Genomic DNA, 20,378 nt, shown 5'->3' with positions numbered 1-20,378 from the left:
ATAAGGATTGAAACCGCCTGATGTAGAGTGGCCGAAACGTGCGGATATTAATTTAAGAACACCTTCCAAAAGAATAAGGATTGAAACCAAAACCTTCTAAGTGCTTACCTTCACCGCTTTCAAATTTAAGAACACCTTCCAAAAGAATAAGGATTGAAACGTTGCCCGTTTGTGTATGTCAAAAGTAAGAAGGTTATTTAAGAACACCTTCCAAAAGAATAAGGATTGAAACAATTTATCTACAACTAAAGAGGCTAAAGATATTCGCATTTAAGAACACCTTCCAAAAGAATAAGGATTGAAACTTGCTGGTCGATGTAAACTCAAAAACATCTGACATAATTTAAGAACACCTTCCAAAAGAATAAGGATTGAAACGTGGACAACTTGGAAAGGTTATCAACGATATTCAAGATTTAAGAACACCTTCCAAAAGAATAAGGATTGAAACGAGCAATATTTCAATTCCGTTTTTATTGAACACTCAAATTTAAGAACACCTTCCAAAAGAATAAGGATTGAAACATAGTAGAAATCAGAAGGTCAACATCCTCACAATCTATTTAAGAACACCTTCCAAAAGAATAAGGATTGAAACAGCAAGATTTCTGTTATGCACCTGGCACTGCTACCCATTTAAGAACACCTTCCAAAAGAATAAGGATTGAAACACAATAAAATTGAAAGCCCTGAAAGACCACTTGGCAAAATTTAAGAACACCTTCCAAAAGAATAAGGATTGAAACAAAAATAAAAAAATGATACATCAAGGGACTAAAATAATTTAAGAACACCTTCCAAAAGAATAAGGATTGAAAACAAGAAAGTAGTAAACGCATAATTATTTTGAAAGATAATATTTAAGAACACCTTCCAAAATAATAAGGATTGAAACAAGCATGGTGCATATAAAGTGAGATCTAATAGCGGAATTTAAGAACACCTTCCAAAAGAATAAGGATTGAAACTAATGATTAAAAAAGCACCGTCAGAACGATTAAAATAAATTTAAGAACACCTTCCAAAAGAATAAGGATTAAAACTATAGAAAACGGTGCTTTGAAATTGCTTGCATAAAAATTTAAGAACACCTTCCAAAAGAATAAGGATTGAAACAATCAGAATAGGCAGCAACCCTTCTAGTATTAATATTATTTAAGAACACCTTCCAAAAGAATAAGGATTGAAATAAAGATTATTAAAAAATATTTACAACCAAAATTCCAATACCATTTAAGAACACCTTCCAAAAGAATAAGGATTGAAACTAATAAAGTAAATAGAAATTAACAAAAACTCTAACAAATTTAAGAACACCTTCCAAAAGAATAAGGATTGAAACTCTCACTTGCATATTTCAACAGAAACTGGAAATTAGATTTAAGAACACCTTCCAAAAGAATAAGGATTGAAACCCATTATACCAATAATTTTCCCAATAACCATCTTTTTTATAAGATCACCTTCCAAAAGAATAAGGATTGAAATTCAATATGTTTATCTAACTTTAATTTACTAGCATTTTTGAAGCATCATAAAGCACTTCATTATCAAAATCATCTAAATAAATCTGAGTAGTTTTTTCAGAATCGTGACCCATCATTTCTTGAATGACTGGAGTTGGTAAGCCTTTTCTCTTTAAAACTGTGGCAAATGTATGCCGAGCTACATAAAATGTAATATCTGCATCAATACCAATCATTGAGGCTATCTCTTTAAGATTAGTATTTACCTCACGATTTATTTTCTTTATTCGGTTATAAATAGATGTAGCTGTCTGATGACGTTTCTTATAAAGGATTGGAAAAATATAATTATCTCTTCGATATTGTCGATAATAATCTATTATATTTATTGCTTCTGCTATTAATGGAATAGTATATAACCTATCATTTTTTGAACGGATATATTTCAAAACATTATTTTTAAGGTCAGATCATTCCAACGTAGCTATATCAGCAAAATTAATACCCAAGCAAAATAACTAAAAATAAACAATTGCTGAGTATCGTATAAATCTGATTCTTTTGGAATATCTAAATTTATAATTTTTTGTATATCTTCCCAATAAATCGCACGATTTTCGGTTTTAGTATTAAATTTAGAAATTTTAAAATCTGAAAAAGGATAGTTTATTTGCTTAGCATACTTTTCTGTAATAGCTTTATTATATAAGGCATGAAGAGTACGAAAATATGTACTCTTCGAAACTTCAGACATTCCCCTATTTCTACAATCTTGTTCTATTTTTCTCAAAAATAACTCGTCAATTTCAGCAAATCCCATATCTTTTTCATTCCGAAATCGACTAAGAAATCGTTTTAAATCTTTATAAACATCTGCATTCCCAATTCTATTCTCTTCTGTAAGTTTTGCGATTAGCAAATCTAAAAAAACAAAAACTGATTTAGATTCATTTTTTGTTTGTAATCCTTTTTCAAAATCGGTTAATGAAAAATTTTCTTTTCATCCTCTAATGCAATTAATAGTTTTTTTGCCTCTGATTTCTTTTTTTCAATCAAGATTTCTAAATCTCTAAATTGGGGATGTTTATGTTTAGGGTGTTGTAATTTAAAGTCCCAAAGAGCGGGTAAACAACTACCAACTAGTATTTTTTTTTACTTTTCTATCTTTGACTCATCCTGAAAAAATATATACCGATTAGTTTTAAAACTACATTCATACTAAAGTCTCAGTGAAATTCGGATTTTTGTTAATCTAACTCTTTTTTTATTACATTAATTTAAAACTTATGTTTTAAGTCATATTACTCCAAGTGGTTTCATCATATTTTAGTTTTTGTACTGACCCGAAATTGCTTTCGATTTCAAGCAGTATTATTTCTTACCTAAAATAAGTTTTTATGAAACTTTTTAAGACAAAGTACCCGTGGGTAATAACAGCTTTCGTGTTAGCTGTTTTTTACGACATCAGTTGTACAAAAGATGATCAAGTGTTAGATACACTTCAAACAAATGCTTCTACTGACCTTACTTCTATTAAGGTTTCCACTTCTCCTACAATCGATGGCACTATTGAGCCAATGTGGGATAACGCAACCAAACTAAAATTTAACTTGGTTGTACCAGACCCAGGCAATGCACTTTTTAGTGGATATATTGGTGATAGTTATCCTACATCAATACGTTCGATGTATGATGATAAGTATATATATTTTTTAGCAGAATACGCAGATAACACCAAAAGCGTAAATATTACACCTTGGTATTTTAATCCAAAAACAAATCTTTGGGCTCAAGAACCTTCCAGTAGAACCTTTGATGGAAATGGTGTTTTGACAAGAACAGACTTTGGTGAAGACAAAATGGCAATGTTATGGAATATTGATTTCTCTACTCCAAAATTTACAACTCAAACTTGCTATGCGAGTTGTCATGTTTTTACTCCTTATACTGATTATTCGCTAACACCTGCAGTTTATAAATCTAACGCTGGAAGTGGTAATCACTATACCAATGGAGCCAATGAAAAAATTGATATGTGGTGGGGACATTTAAGCAAGGATTTAGTATTTAACCAAATGGATGATAATTATCAAGACTGGGCTGGTGGCCCAGGAGTTACTAACTTAACTGGCGGTAATGGTAATGGAAGACACGTAGATGGCATTGTCGTATCTGGAACTTCTAGCACATGGCCTAATAGACCAACTTACACCACAACCCAAGCACAAGGGTCATTTAATAACAGACAATCATTGAAAATAGATGGAAAAGGTGCTTCCGTTACAGTTCCAATGTGGTTAATTCCTACGGCAACTAATTATAACTATATTCTTGCTGCTGATACTTTGGCTGGTGGAAAAGCAGTGAAAGTTACGGCTGTTAGTTCAACTGGAGTGCTAACTTATAATGGTGGCACGATTGACCCAACGGTTGGTACTGATTTTCAAAGAGTTGGTGATGCCGTAACAGGCGGCGTAGGGCCAAAAGCAATCCCAAGTTTTATTGCGTCACCTTTAATTGGTGGAAGAGCCGATATTACATGTGCAGCAGTTCATACTGGTGCTGGTTGGGTTGTTGAATACAAACGTTTATTGAAAACATCTGATGTATTAAAACAAGACGTTGATTTTTCAAGCCTAAAAGACCAACAGTTTGGATTTGCGATTTGGGATAAATCAAATAACCAACACGCCATACAGCCAAATTTGGTCTTGAAGTTCAAAAAATAGTTTTATCAGTGTGAGTATAATTCATACAAAACTCAAAATGTCATGTTTCATAAAAGAGCAGTACAGCGGGTGATTTTAATGTATGGAAGCATCTTGTTCTTGGCCAGTTGTTACAAAGACCGAACGGTTATCGCAGAAGTTCCTGAGATAACAAGGACAGTAAGCTTCTCTCAAGATATTACCCCTATTTTTAATAACAGTTGTAGCATGAGTGGCTGCCATAATGCTGGAGGGCAAGTACCTAATTTATCAACAACCAATGCTTTTAATTCACTAATCGTTGGTAATTATATTGATAAAAATAACGCTACAAACAGTATCTTATACTTAAAGATGACTGGAAAACGAGGTATTCCAATGCCTGTGAGTGGCGTAAATAAAGATTATAATGCACTCATTTACGCATGGATTAAACAAGGTGCTTCCAACAATTAAGCACCTACCGTTGGTGATTATCTATTATTAGTTAGGTGCTGATAGTAAATATATAGATAATCAATCTGATTTTGGCACAAGTATTTAAAACATTAACATGAAAAGTTATATAAATAATATACCTAAGTTTCTTGCAAAATTTTTCTTGCTCATGCTTATTGCTGGTCAAGTGTTTGCTCAAGATTCAACAGAAGTGGCTCAGGTTAAGAAAAAAGCAAAACCTGTAAAAAACACTTTTGGAAGTGTTTGGTTGATGGATAACCAGACCGTAATGGTACCGATAAAAGGTACATTAGAGTTTGATATTCAACACCGATTCGGAACAGTGAAAAATGGAGCTAAAGACCTCTTTGGTTTTTTTGCTCCTTCAAATATCCGATTAGGGATAAGTTATGCTCCCATGCAAAAATTATTTATTGGGGCGGGCATAACCAAAGATAGAATGCAAGTTGACCTTAATGCCAAATATGCTTTGCTTCAGCAGATTAATGGTAAAATACCCGTAAGTATTAGTTATTTTGGTAATTTGGTTATTGATTCCCGTAATGCCAGTAATTTTCGTTACGATGTTCATCGCTTATCTTATTTCAACCAATTGATTATTGCCCGAAAAATAAATGATAAGTTTTCGGCACAGATTTCTCCTACGTTTTCTTGGTATAATAACATTGAAGGGTACGTAAACAGTAATGGTGAGATTATGAATAAAATGAAAAATGGACACTTTGCTATTTCTGTTTTAGGTCGCTTCAAAATAAGCGAAAAATCGGCAGTTATTGCGGGTTACGACCAACCACTTACTCAACATCCTACCAATAATCCTCATCCTAATATTTGTTTTGGTTTGGAAACAACGACTTCAGCTCACGCATTTCAGGTTTTTGTGGGTAATGCCGCTGGTATCGTACCTCAAAGTAATTACTTCTTTAATCAAAACGACTATACAAAAGGACAGTTTTTAATTGGTTTTAACATCACACGTTTGTGGAATTTCTAATTAACCCTTTTTCAATACCTAAATTTCTTAAAACAATGAAAGGAAAAATGTTATTAGTAGCCTTTGCTACCATATTCTTATCTCTCGGTTTTACATCGAATGCCAATGCACAAAAAAAACCATGGACAGTTCCCGATGCAGCAAAAAACAAGAAAAATCCCGTTGCAAATGATGCCGATGCTATTGCTACAGGCAAATCGTTGTGGAGTACACACTGTAAGTCTTGTCATGGTACAAAAGGTTTGGGAGATGGCACTAAAGCAGCTCAACTAAAAACCGAACCTGGTGATTTCTCAAAAGCCGATATTCAGTCTCAATCGGATGGTTCAATCTTCTATAAAACCTCTGAAGGTCGTGATGATATGCCCTCTTTCAAGAAAAAAATTCCTGATGATGATGATAGATGGAGCCTTGTTTATTTTATCAGAACACTGAAAAAATAATTAATCCCCCTTGAAGAATGGCTCATCTATTGAGCCATTTTTCATCTATTTATTCTCTTCAAATTAGTCTCCTACTGAGGTCAAAATTCAGTAGTGTAAGATTCCACTATTTAATTCTAAGAAAATGCAAGCCTCTCAATCATCTCCAACAAGGAAAAAATTTATACTATTGAGTGTTGTCGCGGTGTGTTCGGCCACAGTTCTTAAATTTTTCACAGGAGAAAATAAGAAAAAAGACGAGGGTGACACCGTAAAAATGCTTACCCAAGATGGAAAACTTGTTGAAATAAACACCAAACTCATTACGCAATGTGGCGGTAAAATAACCAACGAAGAATTGCAAAAATGGGTAAAAACTAAGGCAAACTCATGAATAATAACAATAATATACCAAGACGAGATTTCCTTCTGGGCGGACTACTAGGTACTGCTGCTTTGGTAGAAGGGTGTAGTGAACCTAAAAATCCTTTTGCTCAAGATGAAGTGGTTTTGACGGGAGAAAAAGTAAAACTACTTTCAGTTGATGGTCAAATAATTGAAATCGATAGGGCTTTCTTGAAACCTGTACCCGATGTGCCTCATTTGTCGAATGCAGAAGAAAGACAAGGCGTAGCAGGTAAAAAATTTATTATGGTGATTGACCTTGCTCGCTGTAAAAATTTAAAAAAATGCCAAAGTGCTTGTAACCACATGCACCAAGTTCACCCAGGTCAAAACTGGATTAAAGTACTTGGTATGGAAGATGCAGATCACACTGCACCCTATTGGCAGCCAACCACTTGTATGCACTGCGACGAGCCTCCTTGCGTAAAAGTATGTCCAGTTGATGCTACTTTTAAACGCCAAGATGGAATCGTGCTGATTGATAGCGACCGTTGTATTGGTTGTCGTTTTTGTATGGCGGCTTGTCCTTACTCAACCCGTGTTTTCAACTGGGAAGAGCCTGTTTTGACACAAGAAGTAGCCGAACAGCCATATTCATGCGAAACAAGTATGCCGCAAAAGAAAGGAACTGTTGGCAAATGTGATTTCTGCCCAGATATGACTCGCAAAGGAGAATTACCTCACTGTGTATCAGCTTGTCCGAATGGAGTATTTATGTTTGGCGATTTGAATGAAGATTCAGTCACCAATGGTGCCGAAACATTCCGTTTCAGTGATTTGATAAAAGATAGAGCTGGTTATCGTCTAATGGAAGATTTAGGTACAAAACCAAGCGTTTATTACTTGCCGCCTGTCAACAGAAACTTCCCATACGAAGCTGGTCTGGAAAATGAAAATAGTGAGGAAACTAAAAAATAAGCAGAAATAGATAGCTTGTCGATTTCACAAGAATCATCTCAAAAATAACTGCTTAGTTATTTAACTCTAAATAATTAATAATGAATACTTCTTCTAACGATAAACAAATCACTGATGATTTGATGCCCCAAAAATTTAGCAAAAGCGGAATGATTTGGGTGGGCATTTTATCTACTATTTGTGTGATTGGAGCTTATGCTTATTACCGCCAATTACGCTACGGATTAGGTGTTACTTCCATGAGAGACTACGTTTCGTGGGGAATTTATATCTCTAATTTTGTTTTTTTTGTAGCCATCAGTTTAGTTGGCTCGCTTATTACAGCCATTTTTCGCTTGGCAAATGTAGCGTGGAGTACTCCGCTAACTCGGATTGCCGAAATTATTGCGGTATCTGCTATTACTTTTGCATCGCTCATTATCATCGTTGATATGGGTCGCCCCGAACGACTATACAATTTATTCGCTCATGGTCGTTTACAGTCACCAATTGCATGGGACGTAATCGTAATTACTACTTACCTTTTCATCAGCCTTTTTCTATTATACGTTCCTCTTTTGCCTGATTTGAAAATCATGAATCAGCAAAAAAACAAAAACAGTGCTTGGCAAAACAAAATCTATATTTTTTTAGGTTCATTTTGGAAAGGCAACAGCGAACAAGTAAAAATAAGCGATAAAATCATCAATATCTTGTGTATTATGATTATTCCCGTCGCTTTTTGTATTCACACTGTTACGTCTTGGCTTTTTGCAACCACCTATCGACCAGGTTGGGATAGTACAAACTTTGGTGCATATTTCATTTCAGGGGCTTTTTTAGTGGGAGCTGGTGGGGTAATCGTAGCAATGTATGTATTTCGTAAGCATTATCATCTTGAAAAATATATTACTGAATTACATTTTGAAAAAATGGGTCGAATCGCAGTAATGCTTTCACTTATTTATCTTTATTTCAACATCAACGAATACCTTGTTCCTGCTTTCAAAATGAAAAAATCGGAAGCAGCTCATTTAGCCGAATTATTTACAGGAGAATTTTCAATCATGTTTTGGTTTGCCATTATGGTTGGCATGATAATTCCAATTTTTATCATGCTATTCAAAAAAGGTCGAAAACCTCTGCCAATGTTCATAACAGGTATCATGATTGTTGTTGGAGCATGGTTTAAGCGATATTTAATAGTAACACCTACATTGTTACATCCATTTTTACCAATGCAAAATGTTCCTGATAATTATAAACATTATTTCCCAAGTTGGGAAGAATGGGCCATTACAATGGGGTCACTCGCAGGAGCTTTGCTTATCGTTACTTTTTTTGTACGGATTTTTCCAATTATTCCTATTCACGAAACAATAACCGAACAAAATGAAAAAGATCATTCAAAATAGATACCTACTCCTGTTTTTCGTTTTCTCTTCGATGTTGTTTGCAAATAGGAGTTTTGCACAAGAAGATGCTGGACAAGAGATTGTTAAACTGCACTATTATAATTCCAATAATAGCATACAATATTTAATTTTAGAAAGCACATTAAAGAAAAACAAGGTTTTTACACCACAAAAAGATAAAACTTATCAAATTTATCTTGACAGTGCGGGCACAAATCTGATTGCCAAAGTCAAAACTGACGCAGCAGGAAAAGGCAAAGCTTTTTTGCCACCAACACTCAAAAAAATATGGGATGCTTCTCCTCAACATACATTTATCGTGAAAGCTGGTGACGAAGAAATTATTTCTGATTTCATCATCACAAAAGCCAAAATTACGATTGATACTCTTAATCTTGATGGAATAAAAAGTATTGTTGCAACCGTATTTAAGTTTGAAAATAACACGTGGACACCCGCAAAAGATGTAGAAATGAAAGTTGGTATTCAACGCCACGGAGGTGTACTTTCAGCAGGAGATGAAGAAACATATACAACAGACTCAACTGGCTCGGTTACTGCTGAATTTAAAAAACTTAACTTACCAGGCAATCAAAAAGGTGATATTACATTAGTTGCGAAAGTTGAAGAAAATGAGTTTTTTGGTAATCTTGCTGCTCAAAAATCAGTAAAATGGGGCGTTCCTACCAAAGTCGATACACATTTTTTTGAACAACGCACTTTATGGACAACTCGCTTTAAAACGCCTTATTGGCTTTTATTCATGGCCTATTCAATCATAATTGGCGTTTGGGGAACACTCATTTATTTGGTTCGTCAAGTGATTAAAATAAAAAAATTAGGTTCTTAATTGAAAAAAAGTCTTTATTTCCTATAATCATCAAGTCAGTAAAATCCTCGCCAATTGCGGGGATTTTTAGTGTTATAAGGATTCAGTTTTTTAAGGCTACAAATCAGTAATATATTTTGTACTTAATCAAACTCATTTTTATTGACTATTTGATAATTATAATTCATCGTAATGATTGAATCATTACGAATATATTTTAAGAAAACTAATGTTTTTAAGAAAAAAACTCCTACCTTTGCACCCTAATTTCAAAAGAGTGTAATTATTTTTAAAAATTACTACTCCTTTCGTGAGACTTACAAATCAAAAATAATTTAAAACAAAAAAATGGCACGCGATTTAAAATTCACAAGAAATATCGGTATTGCTGCCCACATTGATGCGGGTAAAACTACCACTACTGAGCGTATCCTTTACTATGCTGGTGTTAGCCACAAAATTGGTGAGGTACACGACGGAGCAGCAACGATGGACTGGATGGAGCAAGAGCAAGAAAGAGGTATCACTATTACTTCGGCAGCTACAACTGTAGATTGGGACTACCGTGGCGACAAATACCATATTAACATCATTGATACCCCAGGTCACGTTGACTTTACTGTTGAGGTAAACCGTTCGTTACGTGTATTAGATGGTCTTGTATTTTTATTTAGTGCGGTTGATGGTGTTGAGCCTCAATCAGAAACTAACTGGCGTTTAGCAAACAATTATCACGTTGCTCGTTTGGGCTTCGTTAATAAAATGGACCGCTCAGGTGCTGATTTCTTGAACGTGTGTAAGCAAGTAAAAGAAATGTTGGGTAGCTACGCAGTGCCATTACAATTACCAATCGGTTCGGAAGAAAACTTTAAAGGTGTTGTTGATTTGGTAAACTTCCGTGGTATCGTTTGGAACGAAGATGATAAAGGTATGACTTTCACTGAAGTTCCGATTCCTGACGATATGATGGAAGAAGCAACTGAATACCGTGAAAAATTACTTGAAGCTGTTGCCGAATTTGACGACACTTTGATGGAAAAATATTTTGAAGACCCAACTTCAATTACTGAAGCTGAAATCTTAGCCGCTCTTCGTGCAGCAGTTGTTGCAATGAAAGTTGTTCCGATGCTTTGTGGTTCTTCATTCAAAAATAAAGGTGTTCAAACAATGCTTGACTACGTGATGGCTTTATTGCCTTCACCATTGGACAAGCCAGCGATTGTTGGAACAAACCCTGATACAGGTGAAGAAGTGATTCGTCGTCCTACGGAAGATGGTCCTTTTGCTGCATTAGCGTTTAAAATCGCAACTGACCCTTATGTTGGTCGTTTGTGCTTTATCCGTGCATATTCAGGTGGTTTGGATGCAGGTTCTTATGTTTTGAACAACCGTTCTGGAAATAAAGAGCGTATCTCTCGTATCTTCCAAATGCACGCTAACAAGCAAAACTCAATTCCAAGATTGGGTGCTGGTGATATCGGTGCGGTAGTTGGTTTTAAAGACATCAAAACTGGTGATACTTTATCTGACGAGAAAAACCCAATCGTTTTAGAATCAATGGTATTCCCTGAGCCAGTTATCGGGTATGCAATTGAGCCTAAGAAAACTGCTGACCAAGATAACTTCTCGAAAGCAATCACTAAACTTATCGAGGAAGACCCAACGCTTACAGTTGAATCTAACGAAGAAACAGGTCAAACAATTATCCGTGGTATGGGTGAGCTTCACCTTGAAATCATCATCGACCGTATGCGTCGTGAGTTCAAAGTAGAAGTAAACCAAGGTGCTCCACAAGTAGCATACAAAGAAACATTGACAAAAGCATTCGAACACCGTGAAGTTTACAAAAAACAATCAGGTGGTCGTGGTAAATTCGCTGACATCGTGTTTGAAATTATGCCTCGTGAAGATGGCAAACCAGGTTTAGAATTCGTTAATGAAATCGTTGGTGGTGTTATTCCTCGTGAATTTATCCCTGCGGTTCAAAAAGGATTTGAACAAGCAATGGCAAATGGTCCATTAGCTGGTTTCCCAGTTGATTCAATGAAAGTTCGTTTATTCCACGGCTCTTACCACGATGTCGATTCAGATTCATTATCTTTCGAACTTGCTGGACGTATGGGCTTTAAAGAAGCTGCTCGCCAAGCTGGTCCTAAGATTCTTGAACCAATCATGGCTGTTGAGGTAATCACTCCTGACGAATATACTGGACCAATCACTGGTGACTTAAATCGTCGTCGTGGTATGATGAAAGGAATGGATACAAAAGCTGGTTCACAAGTAATCAAGGCTGATGTACCTTTGTCAGAATTGTTCGGTTATGTAACTGACCTTCGTACAATGTCTTCAGGTCGTGCTACTGCCAACTTGACATTTGACCACTACGAAATCGTTCCGCAAAATATCGCAGAAGGTATCGTTAAAAAATCAAAAGAATAGTCCTTAGACTCTTTCTATAGTAAAAGTCCCTCGTTGAAAAATGAGGGACTTTTTTTATACTTTCTACCATACAATTAAGCTCAAAATTAGATTGCTTTAGGTAAACAGGGTATTTTTACCGAACTTTGCAAAAAAATGTGGAGCTATCAGGCAGCGTTTTGCTGGCCGGCATTCCGTTGGGCGTCATTCCGCTCTCCAAAATCGTTTAAAAAGATAAAATGAAAACAAAAGGAATAGTAAAAAATAAAATCAATATCGTTACGCTTGGTTGTTCAAAAAACATTGTTGATTCAGAAGTGCTTTATACACAACTCAAAGGCAATGGAATGAAAGTTGAACACGAGTCGAAAAAAGATGATGCGAATATTGTCATTATCAATACTTGTGGTTTTATTGATAATGCCAAACAAGAATCAATCGATACTATTTTACGCTACGTTGATGCAAAAGATGCAGGAATTGTTGATAAAGTTTATGTAACAGGTTGTTTATCGCACAGATATAAGGATGAACTTTCAGTCGAAATTCCAACAGTTGATGCATGGTTTGGTACAAATGAGCTACCAAGAATGCTCAAAACCTTGAAAGCGGACTACAAACACGAGTTAGTTGGCGAAAGACTTCTGACAACACCTGCTCACTATGCCTACTTAAAAATAGCCGAAGGTTGCGACCGTCCTTGTAGTTTTTGTGCAATTCCATTAATGCGTGGAGGTCACGTAAGCCGCCCAATGGAGGAAATGGTTTTGCAGGCTCAAAATTTGGCAAAAAAAGGCACAAAAGAATTAATTTTGATTGCCCAAGATTTAACTTATTATGGACTAGATATTTACAAAAAACGCAATTTAGCCGAGCTTCTCGACAAGCTTTCTGACGTTGAAGGCATCGACTGGATTCGTTTACAATATGCTTATCCTTCAGGATTTCCGATGGATGTATTGGATGTAATTAAAAACCGCTCCAACGTATGTAAATATTTGGATATGCCACTCCAACACGGCTCGTCAGAAATGTTGAAAATAATGCGTCGTGGTATTGACCGCCCGAAAACAGAAGCTTTAATCAATACAATTCGTGAAAAAGTGCCAGAAATAGCCATTCGTACTACGCTGATTGCAGGCCATCCCGGTGAAACTGAAGAGCATTTTGAAGAAATGTATCAATTTGTAGAAAAAATGAGATTCGACAGGCTCGGCGTTTTCCAATATTCTCACGAAGACGATACGCATTCATTTACAATGGTGGATGATGTTCCTTCGGAAGTGAAACAAGAACGCACCGACATAATTATGGAGTTGCAACAAGGTATTTCTGCAGAATTGAATCAAGCTAAAATCGGGAATACTTACAAAGTTTTATTTGATAGAAAAGAAGGCGGATATTTTATTGGAAGAACCGAATTCGACTCACCAGAAGTTGATAATGAAGTACTTGTTTCAGCTTCACAATATGTGCGATTAGGAGATTTTGCCAACGTAAAAATCAATAATGCTGAAGAATTTGATTTATACGGCGATTTGGTTTAATAAAATAATTGAAAGAGACATTGCATGCAACGTCTCTTTCAATTAAATCTATCATTTCACTGCCGCAACAATCCCCTTTACTAATGCAGAATGATTGAAATTATCATTTGGTGTACATCCCAAACGTACAATAACCAATTGTTTCGATGGAATAATCGTTACATATTGCCCCTCAAATCCAACTGCCATAAAAGCATCTTGCGGAAACGATTTATCTTGGTGGTCTAGCCAAAACTGAGCCGCATATTTTCCATCAGCGTGTGGTGTTTCAGTTGATGAATATCGAACCCAACCTTCGGGTAATATTCGCTCGCCATTCCAAACGCCATCTTGTAGATAAAGTTGTCCAAATTTTGCCCAATCACGGGCAGTTGCAAACATAAATGAAGAGCCAACGTAAGTTCCCGAAGCATCAGGCTCGATAACAGCACTTTTCATGCCTATTTTATGAAATAATCGTTGATGTGGAAAAGCCAAATAATCAGCATGGCTAGTAAATTGTCGACGAATAATCTCTTGTAGAATATTGCTTGTTCCACTAGAATACGACCAAATTTTATCAGGTTCGGCAGCTGCTTTACTCAACAAAGCATAAGCCCCTGCTCCTTTTTTTCGGAAAAGCATTTGCGTTGCATCACTTGGTGAAGCGTAATTTTCTTCAAAATCAAGTCCACTACTCATCCGTAATAAATGGTCAATTGTGATTTTTTTACGTTCATCATTTTTCCATTCTTCAATAGGAGCTGCCTTTTTTATATCTAATTTTCCATCTTTTACCAAAAGTGCAATCATAGCATTTGTCACACTTTTAGTCATTGACCACCCTAAAAGTGGGGTTTGAAATGTAATATTTGGAGCATATTTTTCGGCAATAAGTTTACCATTTTGTAAAACAACCACGGCTCTTGTTCTGATAATATTTTTCGGGTCATTTTCAATAAATGCTTCGTCAATTGTTTTCTGCAAAGTAGTTTCATCAATATTTGAAGGCAACTTTGTTTCTAAAGAAAGTATCTCCGTTAAAGTATCGGCCGACGGAACACTCGGTTGTTTTCTGATGTCCTCTTCCGACAACTCATTGACCAAAGTACAGCCTAATCCTGTGCGATAAATAGCTTTTGTTTCCGCAAAACCATATATATTTGAAGTTACGGTTTTGTTAGCTTCGTCAACATTAATCGTGGCAAAAGGCACAGCATAAAGGTCTTCAGCTTTTATATTTTCCAGTTTTCTTCCCGAAACAAACATACACGAACAAACTGTTTTTGTATCGTAAGATGAACCGATATAAGCGTACTGAATGGCATAATTTCCTACATAAATTAGTCCTAAAAGTACCGCAATGACAATTACATAAATAATTTTTCTAGTGTTTGACATCTCCGTTTTGATTAAATCTAGGTTATATATTTACCAAATTCGCACTCTTTTTTCAGGAGCGATATACATTTTATCGGTTGGTTTTACTCCAAAAGCCGAATAAAACTCATCTACATTAACAAAGATATTATTCACTCGATTTTTTGAAGGCGAATGCACATCTGACTGTAATTGCTCTTTCAAACTTTCTTTTCTTTCATGCCCAAGCCAGCCCAAAGCATAACCCATAAAATAGCGTTGCGTCGGCGAGAAACCTGCTATTTTTTCATTTTTCTTAAACTGCTCTGTTTTCTTGAAAGCATCTAAACCAAGCAAAACGCCGCCCAAATCTGCTATATTTTCACCCAAAGTTGCTTTTCCGTTGATTTTTATACCATCCACTACAACGGTATTATTAAATTGGTTTACCATCACATCTGCCCGCTTTTTAAACTCAACTTCGTCGGCATTTGTCCACCAACTTTTTAGATTACCTGTTTCGTCAAATTGGCGACCTTCGTCATCAAAACCATGTGTAATTTCATGTCCAATCGTTGACGCTCCACCATAACCATAAACAGTTGCATCGTCCAATTCTTCGTCTCGATAACCCGGTACAGTAAAAATACCAGCAGGTAATACAATTTCATTGTTAGATGGGTTATAATAAGCATTGTATGTTTGTGGCGTCATATCCCATTCGTCACGGTCAACGGGTTTACCAAGTTTGTTTACACTATAATTATGCCACCATTGCGACGCACGAATTACATTGCGAGCGTAAGAATCTTTGGTTATTTCTAAGGATGAAAAATCTTTCCATTTATCGGGATAACCCACTTTTTTCTTAATCGTTGATAGTTTTTGTAAGGCTTTTTTCTTGGTTACATCACTCATCCAAGTGAGGTTTTTAATCCGTTCTGCATATACGTTTTTAACCGTCTCAACCATATCTGAATACCTTTTTTTTGCTGTTTCATTGAAAAATTCTTTCACAAAAAGTTGCCCCATCAATTCTCCCATGATACCTTCTTCTTGTCTAATTACTCTTTTCCAACGAGGTTTTTGGGCTTTTACACCATTCAAAACGGTTCTATAAAAATAAAAATTTTGGTTGTCAAAATCACTACTTAGACTACTAGCGTAGTTTCCTATCAAATTCCATCTGAGATAATTTTTCCAATCATTAATAGAAGATTCTTTCAACATTTTTTCGATTTCTACATAAAACTCTGGTTGACCAACAATTACAGAATCTAATTTTTTAATACCAATTTCTCCAAAATATGTATTCCATTCGATTGAAGGAGCAAGTTTGTAGAGGTTTTTTATAGGCATTTTATTATAATTTGCGTAAGGGTCACGCAAGTCTTCTAGTTTTCGAGAAGCTTTTGCCATACGTGTTTCCATAGCCATGATTGTGGTGGCTATTTTCATTGCATCAGCTTCTTTTTCACCCATTAGCTGAAACATTTTTGTGATATGTTTCACATACTCATTTCGTACTCTAATACTTGTAGTATCGGACTTAAAATAATAATCTCGTTCGGGCAAGCCTAAACCTGTTTGCCATAAATGAACGGCCATGAGGTCGCTCTTTTTAGCATCTTGGTTAATACTCGTGCCAATCATTCCACCAACGCCTTTGGTTGTTAAATCGGCCAATACATTTTGTAATGATTTTAAATCTGCAATGCTATTAATGGCATCAAGTTCGGGTTTTAGCGGCGAAATCCCTTGTTTTTCAATAGTGCTTGAATCCATGGCTGACTGCCAAAAATCGCCTATTTTCTGCGAAGTTGTCCCTTTTTCGGCATTTTCTTTCATCGCTTTTTCGTTGATTTCTTTTAACCGTTTAAGGTTTTCTTCAATCACTAAATTTCCAATTCCCCAAGCACTTTCTACATCTGGAATAGGGTTTTTCTTAATCCAACCACCGTTGGCATATTGAAAAAAATCGGTTGCGACATTGACCGTTGTATCAATATTAGCCTCCAAAACATCAGGCTTTGAAGTGCTAGGTTTTGCAGGCATAAAAACTTCCTGCTAATAAAGAGACAATAATGAGCTTTTTCATTAGTTTTAATTGAATAGGTTTTGCTGAAAGTGTTTTTTGTCAAAAATAAGGAAGAAAAAAGATAGAACATTACGATTCTACAGCCTTAATCTTCCAAAATATTGCCAATAAAGGTATTTTTGAAAAAGAAAGCCGCAAGCAGAAATACTACTGCCCAGTTGAGATATATATAGTAAAAATCTTCCACGTCACGATAAACATTATCTTTGATTTTTACTTTTTCTAAGCGATTGATTTGCTCGAAGATATTTTTGAGTGTCTGATTATCAGTTGCCCTAAAAAACTGACCATTGCCTTCTCTGGCAATTTCTCGAAGTGTATTTTCATCTATTTTTACGTCTCCCCCATCTCCGCCTACTGCGATTGTATAAACTTTTATACCAAATGAGGTTGCTAAATCAGTGGCAGCTAAAGGGTCGAGCGTTCCTGCAGTATTATCTCCATCACTCAATAAAATAGCCACTTTACTCTTGCTTGATACCTCTCGCAGACGATTAATACAAGTGGCCAAAGCACTTCCAATGGCAGTTCCTGTGGTTTTTATGAGATTACTATTGATTTCATTAAGATATTCGTTTAGCATCTCGTAGTCGGTCGTGAGCGGACACACAGAAAACGACTCTCCTGCAAAAACGACCAACCCGATGCGGTCTTGAAAACGGCCTTTGATAAACTCATGGGCTACATTTTTTGCGGCTTCTAAACGGTTAGGTTTTAAATCAGGTGCAAGCATTGATTCTGAAATATCCATTGCAAGCATAATGTCAATGCCTTCTGAGAATTGTTCTTTGCTTTCTCGGACTCTTTGTGGGCGTGCAAGTGAAAGCATCAAGCAAATAACACCCAAAGAAAAAAACATTGGTGGAATAAAACGAAGATAGCTAATCCAGCTTGTACGAAGTTGAAATGTACTGAGTGAAAGCCCTAATTTTTGTTGTCCACGATTATAAAAAAGCCAACGAAGTAAAAATAAAAAAGGTACACCAACGATACCATAGAGATAAAGTTTTTCTGCCCAAACGAACGACCGTAAGGTTTGCCAACTAAGCCACTCTATTGAAAACCAGTCCCACATTTTTAATTAATAATTAACCTTCGTTGAGCATTATCCATCATAAACTATAATTATCAACAGCGTTTCTTACGCTACCGTATCTATGTAAAAGTTCGCTTGCTTCTTCATGAGAAATCTGTAACTCGTTCATCACCATCCTAACTCCTCTTTCTACTAACTTTAGATTAGTAAGTTGCATATCTACCATTTTATTTCCTTTTACTCGACCCAATTGAATCATTACTGACGTCGAAATCATGTTCAATACCAGTTTTTGAGCTGTTCCTGACTTCATTCGAGTACTTCCTGTTATAAATTCAGGGCCAACAACTGCTTCTACTGGAAACGCTGCTTCTGCGGCTACGGCACTTCCAGCATTACAAACCACACAACCTGTCAAAATTCCGTTTTCACGAGCAGTTTTTAATCCTCCAATTACATACGGAGTTCGACCAGAAGCCGCAATTCCGATGAGTGTATCATTGGTGTTTATGTCGTATTCTTGTAAATCTTTCCAAGCTTGTTCGACATCATCTTCTGCATTCTCAACCGCTTTTCTGATGGCTTTATCACCGCCTGCCATGATTCCAACAACCATTCCGAATGGAACGCCAAATGTTGGTGGGCATTCGGAAGCATCAACTACACCCAAACGGCCACTTGTTCCTGCCCCAATATAAAAAATACGCCCGCCAGCTTTCATACGTGGCACAATTTGATTTACCAACGCTTCTATTTGTGGGATACTTTTTTCAACGGCAATAGGAACTGTTTTGTCTTCATTATTAATGCCTTCCAATAATGCTCGAACCGACATTTTCTCAAGATTATCATAATGAGAAGACGATTCTGTTGCTAATTTTTCTAAGCCGAGTGACATAGTATTTTATACTTTTTCAAGTTTAGAATTTAGTTTATTTCATCAATTCAGCATAATGCTTGAAAAACAATGGAATTGTTTCGATGCCTTTGAAAAAATTGAATAAGCCATAATGCTCATTGGGCGAATGTAACGCATCCGAATCTAAGCCAAAACCCAATAAAATTGATTTTAAGCCTAGTTCTTGCTCAAATAAAGCTACAATCGGAATACTTCCGCCACCTCTGGTTGGAACTGGTTTTTTACCAAACGCCTCTTCTAAAGCCAAAACTGCTGCTTGATAACCTGGCGAGTCAGTTGGAGTTACGTAAGGTTGTCCACCATGATGACGACTTACTTTAACCTTAACCGTTGGCGGTGCAATTGCTTTAAAATGAGCTTCAAAAAGGTCAGCTATTTCTTCCCAATCTTGGTCTGGAACCAAACGCATCGAGATTTTTGCAAATGCTTTTGATGGCAAAACCGTTTTTGAACCTTCGCCTGTGTAACCACCCCAAATACCGTTCACATCAAGCGTTGGACGAATACTAGCTCTCTCACGAGTTGTGTAGCCACTTTCACCCGAAACTTCAGCTATATCAAGGTCTTTTTTATATTCATCCAAATCAAATGGAGCAGATTCTAAAGCATCACGTTCGGTTTGTGAAAGTTCAGCTACTTTATCATAAAAACCTTTAACGGTTACTTTTCCCTCGGCATCATGCATCGAAGCAATCATTTGGCAAAGTACATTTACTGGATTTGCAACCGCTCCGCCATAAACCCCCGAATGTAAATCACGATTCGGCCCAGTTACAGCTACTTCCATGTATGTTAATCCACGTAAACCTGTTTCCACAGAAGGAATATCATTGGCAATAATTGAAGTATCCGAAATTAAAATTAAATCGGCAGCAAGTTTTTCTTTATTTGCTTTTACAAAAACGCCCAAATTTTCTGAGCCTACTTCCTCTTCTCCTTCAAACATTATTTTTACATTACAAGGCAAACCACCCTCAGCCAACATCATTTCGATGGCTTTTATGTGCATGTATATCTGCCCTTTGTCATCGCACGAACCACGAGCAAAGATTGCTCCGTCGGGGTGGTTTTTAGTAACTTTGATAGTTGGTTCAAATGGTGGAGAATCCCACAATTCGTAAGGATCTGCGGGTTGAACGTCGTAGTGTCCATAAACCAAAATCGTTGGTAAAGCTGTATCAACATTTTTTTCTGCATACACAATCGGATGCCCAGCCGTTGGACAGATTTCTGCTTTATCAAGGCCAGCGGTCAATAGTTTTTCTTTCACGAATTCAGCCGCTCGCAACATATCTGGCTGAAACTGCGAGTCTGCACTAACTGATGGAATACGTAAAAAATCAAAAAGTTCGTTTAAAAAACGGTCTTTATTTTGTTCGATGTAAGTGTTCATTATCTGTAAAGCGGTGTGCCGCCTGTTTGCTATT

At 36.3% G+C, this 20,378-nt stretch carries 16 protein-coding genes, 2 pseudogenes and 1 CRISPR repeat array (1 of these 19 only partly in view); of the genes and pseudogenes, 10 read left to right on the top strand and 8 right to left on the bottom strand.

Translation table 11 applies throughout. The features are described from left to right. Positions 1-1,488: a CRISPR direct-repeat array (repeat unit 37 nt; unit sequence ATTTAAGAACACCTTCCAAAAGAATAAGGATTGAAAC); it reaches 5,093 nt to the left of the window's first position. Between the two features lie 19 nt (positions 1,489-1,507). From MJQ71_RS16365 to MJQ71_RS20975, 3 genes and pseudogenes are all read right to left on the bottom strand, one after another. Beyond that, positions 1,508-1,921 (bottom strand): annotated as a pseudogene (locus MJQ71_RS16365) (tyrosine-type recombinase/integrase); the annotation flags it as partial. A gap of 29 nt (positions 1,922-1,950) precedes the next feature. Then, positions 1,951-2,391 (bottom strand): annotated as a pseudogene (locus tag MJQ71_RS16360) (phage integrase SAM-like domain-containing protein); the annotation flags it as partial. A 56-nt stretch (positions 2,392-2,447) separates the two neighbouring features. Next, the gene (locus tag MJQ71_RS20975; RefSeq protein WP_374759623.1) at positions 2,448-2,612 is read right to left on the bottom strand and encodes a hypothetical protein; all 165 of its coding nucleotides are present in this window, start codon (positions 2,610-2,612) and stop codon (positions 2,448-2,450) included. A 251-nt stretch (positions 2,613-2,863) separates the two neighbouring features. Here MJQ71_RS20975 and MJQ71_RS16355 point away from each other — a divergent pair, with 251 nt between their 5' ends. The 10 genes from MJQ71_RS16355 to rimO all read left to right on the top strand — a co-directional run bounded on the left by MJQ71_RS16355 (position 2,864) and on the right by rimO (position 13,560). Then, positions 2,864-4,195, top strand: coding sequence for an ethylbenzene dehydrogenase-related protein (locus MJQ71_RS16355; RefSeq protein ID WP_238807761.1), 1,332 nt, complete (start codon positions 2,864-2,866; stop codon positions 4,193-4,195). Positions 4,196-4,237: 42 nt separating this feature from the next. Further along, on the top strand, positions 4,238-4,630 hold the full coding sequence (locus tag MJQ71_RS16350) for a hypothetical protein (RefSeq protein WP_238807760.1): 393 nt from the start codon (positions 4,238-4,240) through the stop codon (positions 4,628-4,630). 97 nt (positions 4,631-4,727) lie between these two features. Continuing rightward, positions 4,728-5,627, top strand: coding sequence for a DUF5777 family beta-barrel protein (locus MJQ71_RS16345; protein ID WP_238807758.1), 900 nt, complete (start codon positions 4,728-4,730; stop codon positions 5,625-5,627). A gap of 35 nt (positions 5,628-5,662) precedes the next feature. Continuing rightward, positions 5,663-6,070 (top strand): c-type cytochrome, encoded by a 408-nt coding sequence (locus MJQ71_RS16340; RefSeq protein WP_238807756.1) that lies wholly within the window; start codon positions 5,663-5,665, stop codon positions 6,068-6,070. Positions 6,071-6,194: 124 nt separating this feature from the next. Next, positions 6,195-6,443: a hypothetical protein gene (locus tag MJQ71_RS16335; RefSeq protein ID WP_238807754.1), complete on the top strand. Its 249-nt coding sequence runs from the start codon at positions 6,195-6,197 to the stop codon at positions 6,441-6,443. Beyond that, on the top strand, positions 6,440-7,372 hold the full coding sequence (locus tag MJQ71_RS16330; RefSeq protein WP_238807752.1) for a 4Fe-4S dicluster domain-containing protein: 933 nt from the start codon (positions 6,440-6,442) through the stop codon (positions 7,370-7,372). Before MJQ71_RS16335 ends, MJQ71_RS16330 begins: the two co-directional genes overlap by 4 nt. 80 nt (positions 7,373-7,452) lie before the next feature. Continuing rightward, on the top strand, positions 7,453-8,766 hold the full coding sequence (gene nrfD, locus MJQ71_RS16325; protein ID WP_238807750.1) for an NrfD/PsrC family molybdoenzyme membrane anchor subunit: 1,314 nt from the start codon (positions 7,453-7,455) through the stop codon (positions 8,764-8,766). After that, positions 8,744-9,616 (top strand): hypothetical protein, encoded by an 873-nt coding sequence (locus tag MJQ71_RS16320; RefSeq protein WP_238807749.1) that lies wholly within the window; start codon positions 8,744-8,746, stop codon positions 9,614-9,616. Before nrfD ends, MJQ71_RS16320 begins: the two co-directional genes overlap by 23 nt. 327 nt (positions 9,617-9,943) lie before the next feature. Further along, entirely contained in the window at positions 9,944-12,034 is a 2,091-nt protein-coding gene (fusA, locus tag MJQ71_RS16315; RefSeq protein WP_238807747.1) for an elongation factor G, read from the top strand. A gap of 218 nt (positions 12,035-12,252) precedes the next feature. Further along, positions 12,253-13,560 (top strand): 30S ribosomal protein S12 methylthiotransferase RimO, encoded by a 1,308-nt coding sequence (gene rimO / locus MJQ71_RS16310; RefSeq protein WP_238807745.1) that lies wholly within the window; start codon positions 12,253-12,255, stop codon positions 13,558-13,560. Positions 13,561-13,611: 51 nt separating this feature from the next. Here the strand turns inward: rimO and MJQ71_RS16305 are convergent, their stop codons facing one another. The 5 genes from MJQ71_RS16305 to MJQ71_RS16285 all read right to left on the bottom strand — a co-directional run bounded on the left by MJQ71_RS16305 (position 13,612) and on the right by MJQ71_RS16285 (position 20,344). Continuing rightward, a complete protein-coding gene (locus MJQ71_RS16305) occupies positions 13,612-14,940 on the bottom strand; it encodes a serine hydrolase domain-containing protein (RefSeq protein ID WP_238807743.1) in 1,329 nt (442 codons plus the stop codon). A gap of 30 nt (positions 14,941-14,970) precedes the next feature. After that, complete coding sequence (locus MJQ71_RS16300; RefSeq protein ID WP_238807742.1) at positions 14,971-16,953, bottom strand: M13 family metallopeptidase; 1,983 nt, start codon at positions 16,951-16,953, stop codon at positions 14,971-14,973. A 128-nt stretch (positions 16,954-17,081) separates the two neighbouring features. Next, positions 17,082-18,071 carry a vWA domain-containing protein gene (locus MJQ71_RS16295; protein ID WP_238807741.1) on the bottom strand — a complete coding sequence of 330 codons (990 nt, stop codon included), beginning with the start codon at positions 18,069-18,071 and terminating at the stop codon, positions 17,082-17,084. A 37-nt stretch (positions 18,072-18,108) separates the two neighbouring features. Beyond that, positions 18,109-18,930, bottom strand: a complete 822-nt coding sequence (gene murQ, locus MJQ71_RS16290) for an N-acetylmuramic acid 6-phosphate etherase (RefSeq protein ID WP_238807740.1) — start codon at positions 18,928-18,930, stop codon at positions 18,109-18,111. 34 nt (positions 18,931-18,964) lie between these two features. After that, positions 18,965-20,344 carry a dipeptidase gene (locus tag MJQ71_RS16285; RefSeq protein ID WP_238807739.1) on the bottom strand — a complete coding sequence of 460 codons (1,380 nt, stop codon included), beginning with the start codon at positions 20,342-20,344 and terminating at the stop codon, positions 18,965-18,967. Between the last annotated feature and the right edge of the window lie 34 nt (positions 20,345-20,378).

Source organism: Emticicia aquatica, assembly GCF_923079645.1.
Taxonomy (GTDB): domain Bacteria; phylum Bacteroidota; class Bacteroidia; order Cytophagales; family Spirosomataceae; genus Emticicia; species Emticicia aquatica.
Note: the sequence above shows the minus strand (reverse complement) of the source record. Positions and strands in the feature narration are given on the sequence as shown.

Excerpts from the sequence above, each read along its gene's own strand:
- MJQ71_RS16355 (WP_238807761.1), top strand. The coding sequence starts at position 2,864 with ATGAAACTTTTTAAGACAAAGTACCCGTGGGTAATAACAGCTTTCGTG.
- MJQ71_RS16350 (WP_238807760.1), top strand. The coding sequence starts at position 4,238 with ATGTTTCATAAAAGAGCAGTACAGCGGGTGATTTTAATGTATGGAAGC.
- MJQ71_RS16345 (WP_238807758.1), top strand. The coding sequence starts at position 4,728 with ATGAAAAGTTATATAAATAATATACCTAAGTTTCTTGCAAAATTTTTC.
- MJQ71_RS16340 (WP_238807756.1), top strand. The coding sequence starts at position 5,663 with ATGAAAGGAAAAATGTTATTAGTAGCCTTTGCTACCATATTCTTATCT.
- MJQ71_RS16335 (WP_238807754.1), top strand. The coding sequence starts at position 6,195 with ATGCAAGCCTCTCAATCATCTCCAACAAGGAAAAAATTTATACTATTG.
- MJQ71_RS16330 (WP_238807752.1), top strand. The coding sequence starts at position 6,440 with ATGAATAATAACAATAATATACCAAGACGAGATTTCCTTCTGGGCGGA.
- nrfD (WP_238807750.1), top strand. The coding sequence starts at position 7,453 with ATGAATACTTCTTCTAACGATAAACAAATCACTGATGATTTGATGCCC.
- MJQ71_RS16320 (WP_238807749.1), top strand. The coding sequence starts at position 8,744 with ATGAAAAAGATCATTCAAAATAGATACCTACTCCTGTTTTTCGTTTTC.
- fusA (WP_238807747.1), top strand. The coding sequence starts at position 9,944 with ATGGCACGCGATTTAAAATTCACAAGAAATATCGGTATTGCTGCCCAC.
- rimO (WP_238807745.1), top strand. The coding sequence starts at position 12,253 with ATGAAAACAAAAGGAATAGTAAAAAATAAAATCAATATCGTTACGCTT.
- MJQ71_RS16305 (WP_238807743.1), bottom strand. The coding sequence starts at position 14,940 with ATGTCAAACACTAGAAAAATTATTTATGTAATTGTCATTGCGGTACTT.
- MJQ71_RS16300 (WP_238807742.1), bottom strand. The coding sequence starts at position 16,953 with ATGCCTGCAAAACCTAGCACTTCAAAGCCTGATGTTTTGGAGGCTAAT.
- MJQ71_RS16295 (WP_238807741.1), bottom strand. The coding sequence starts at position 18,071 with ATGTGGGACTGGTTTTCAATAGAGTGGCTTAGTTGGCAAACCTTACGG.
- murQ (WP_238807740.1), bottom strand. The coding sequence starts at position 18,930 with ATGTCACTCGGCTTAGAAAAATTAGCAACAGAATCGTCTTCTCATTAT.
- MJQ71_RS16285 (WP_238807739.1), bottom strand. The coding sequence starts at position 20,344 with ATGAACACTTACATCGAACAAAATAAAGACCGTTTTTTAAACGAACTT.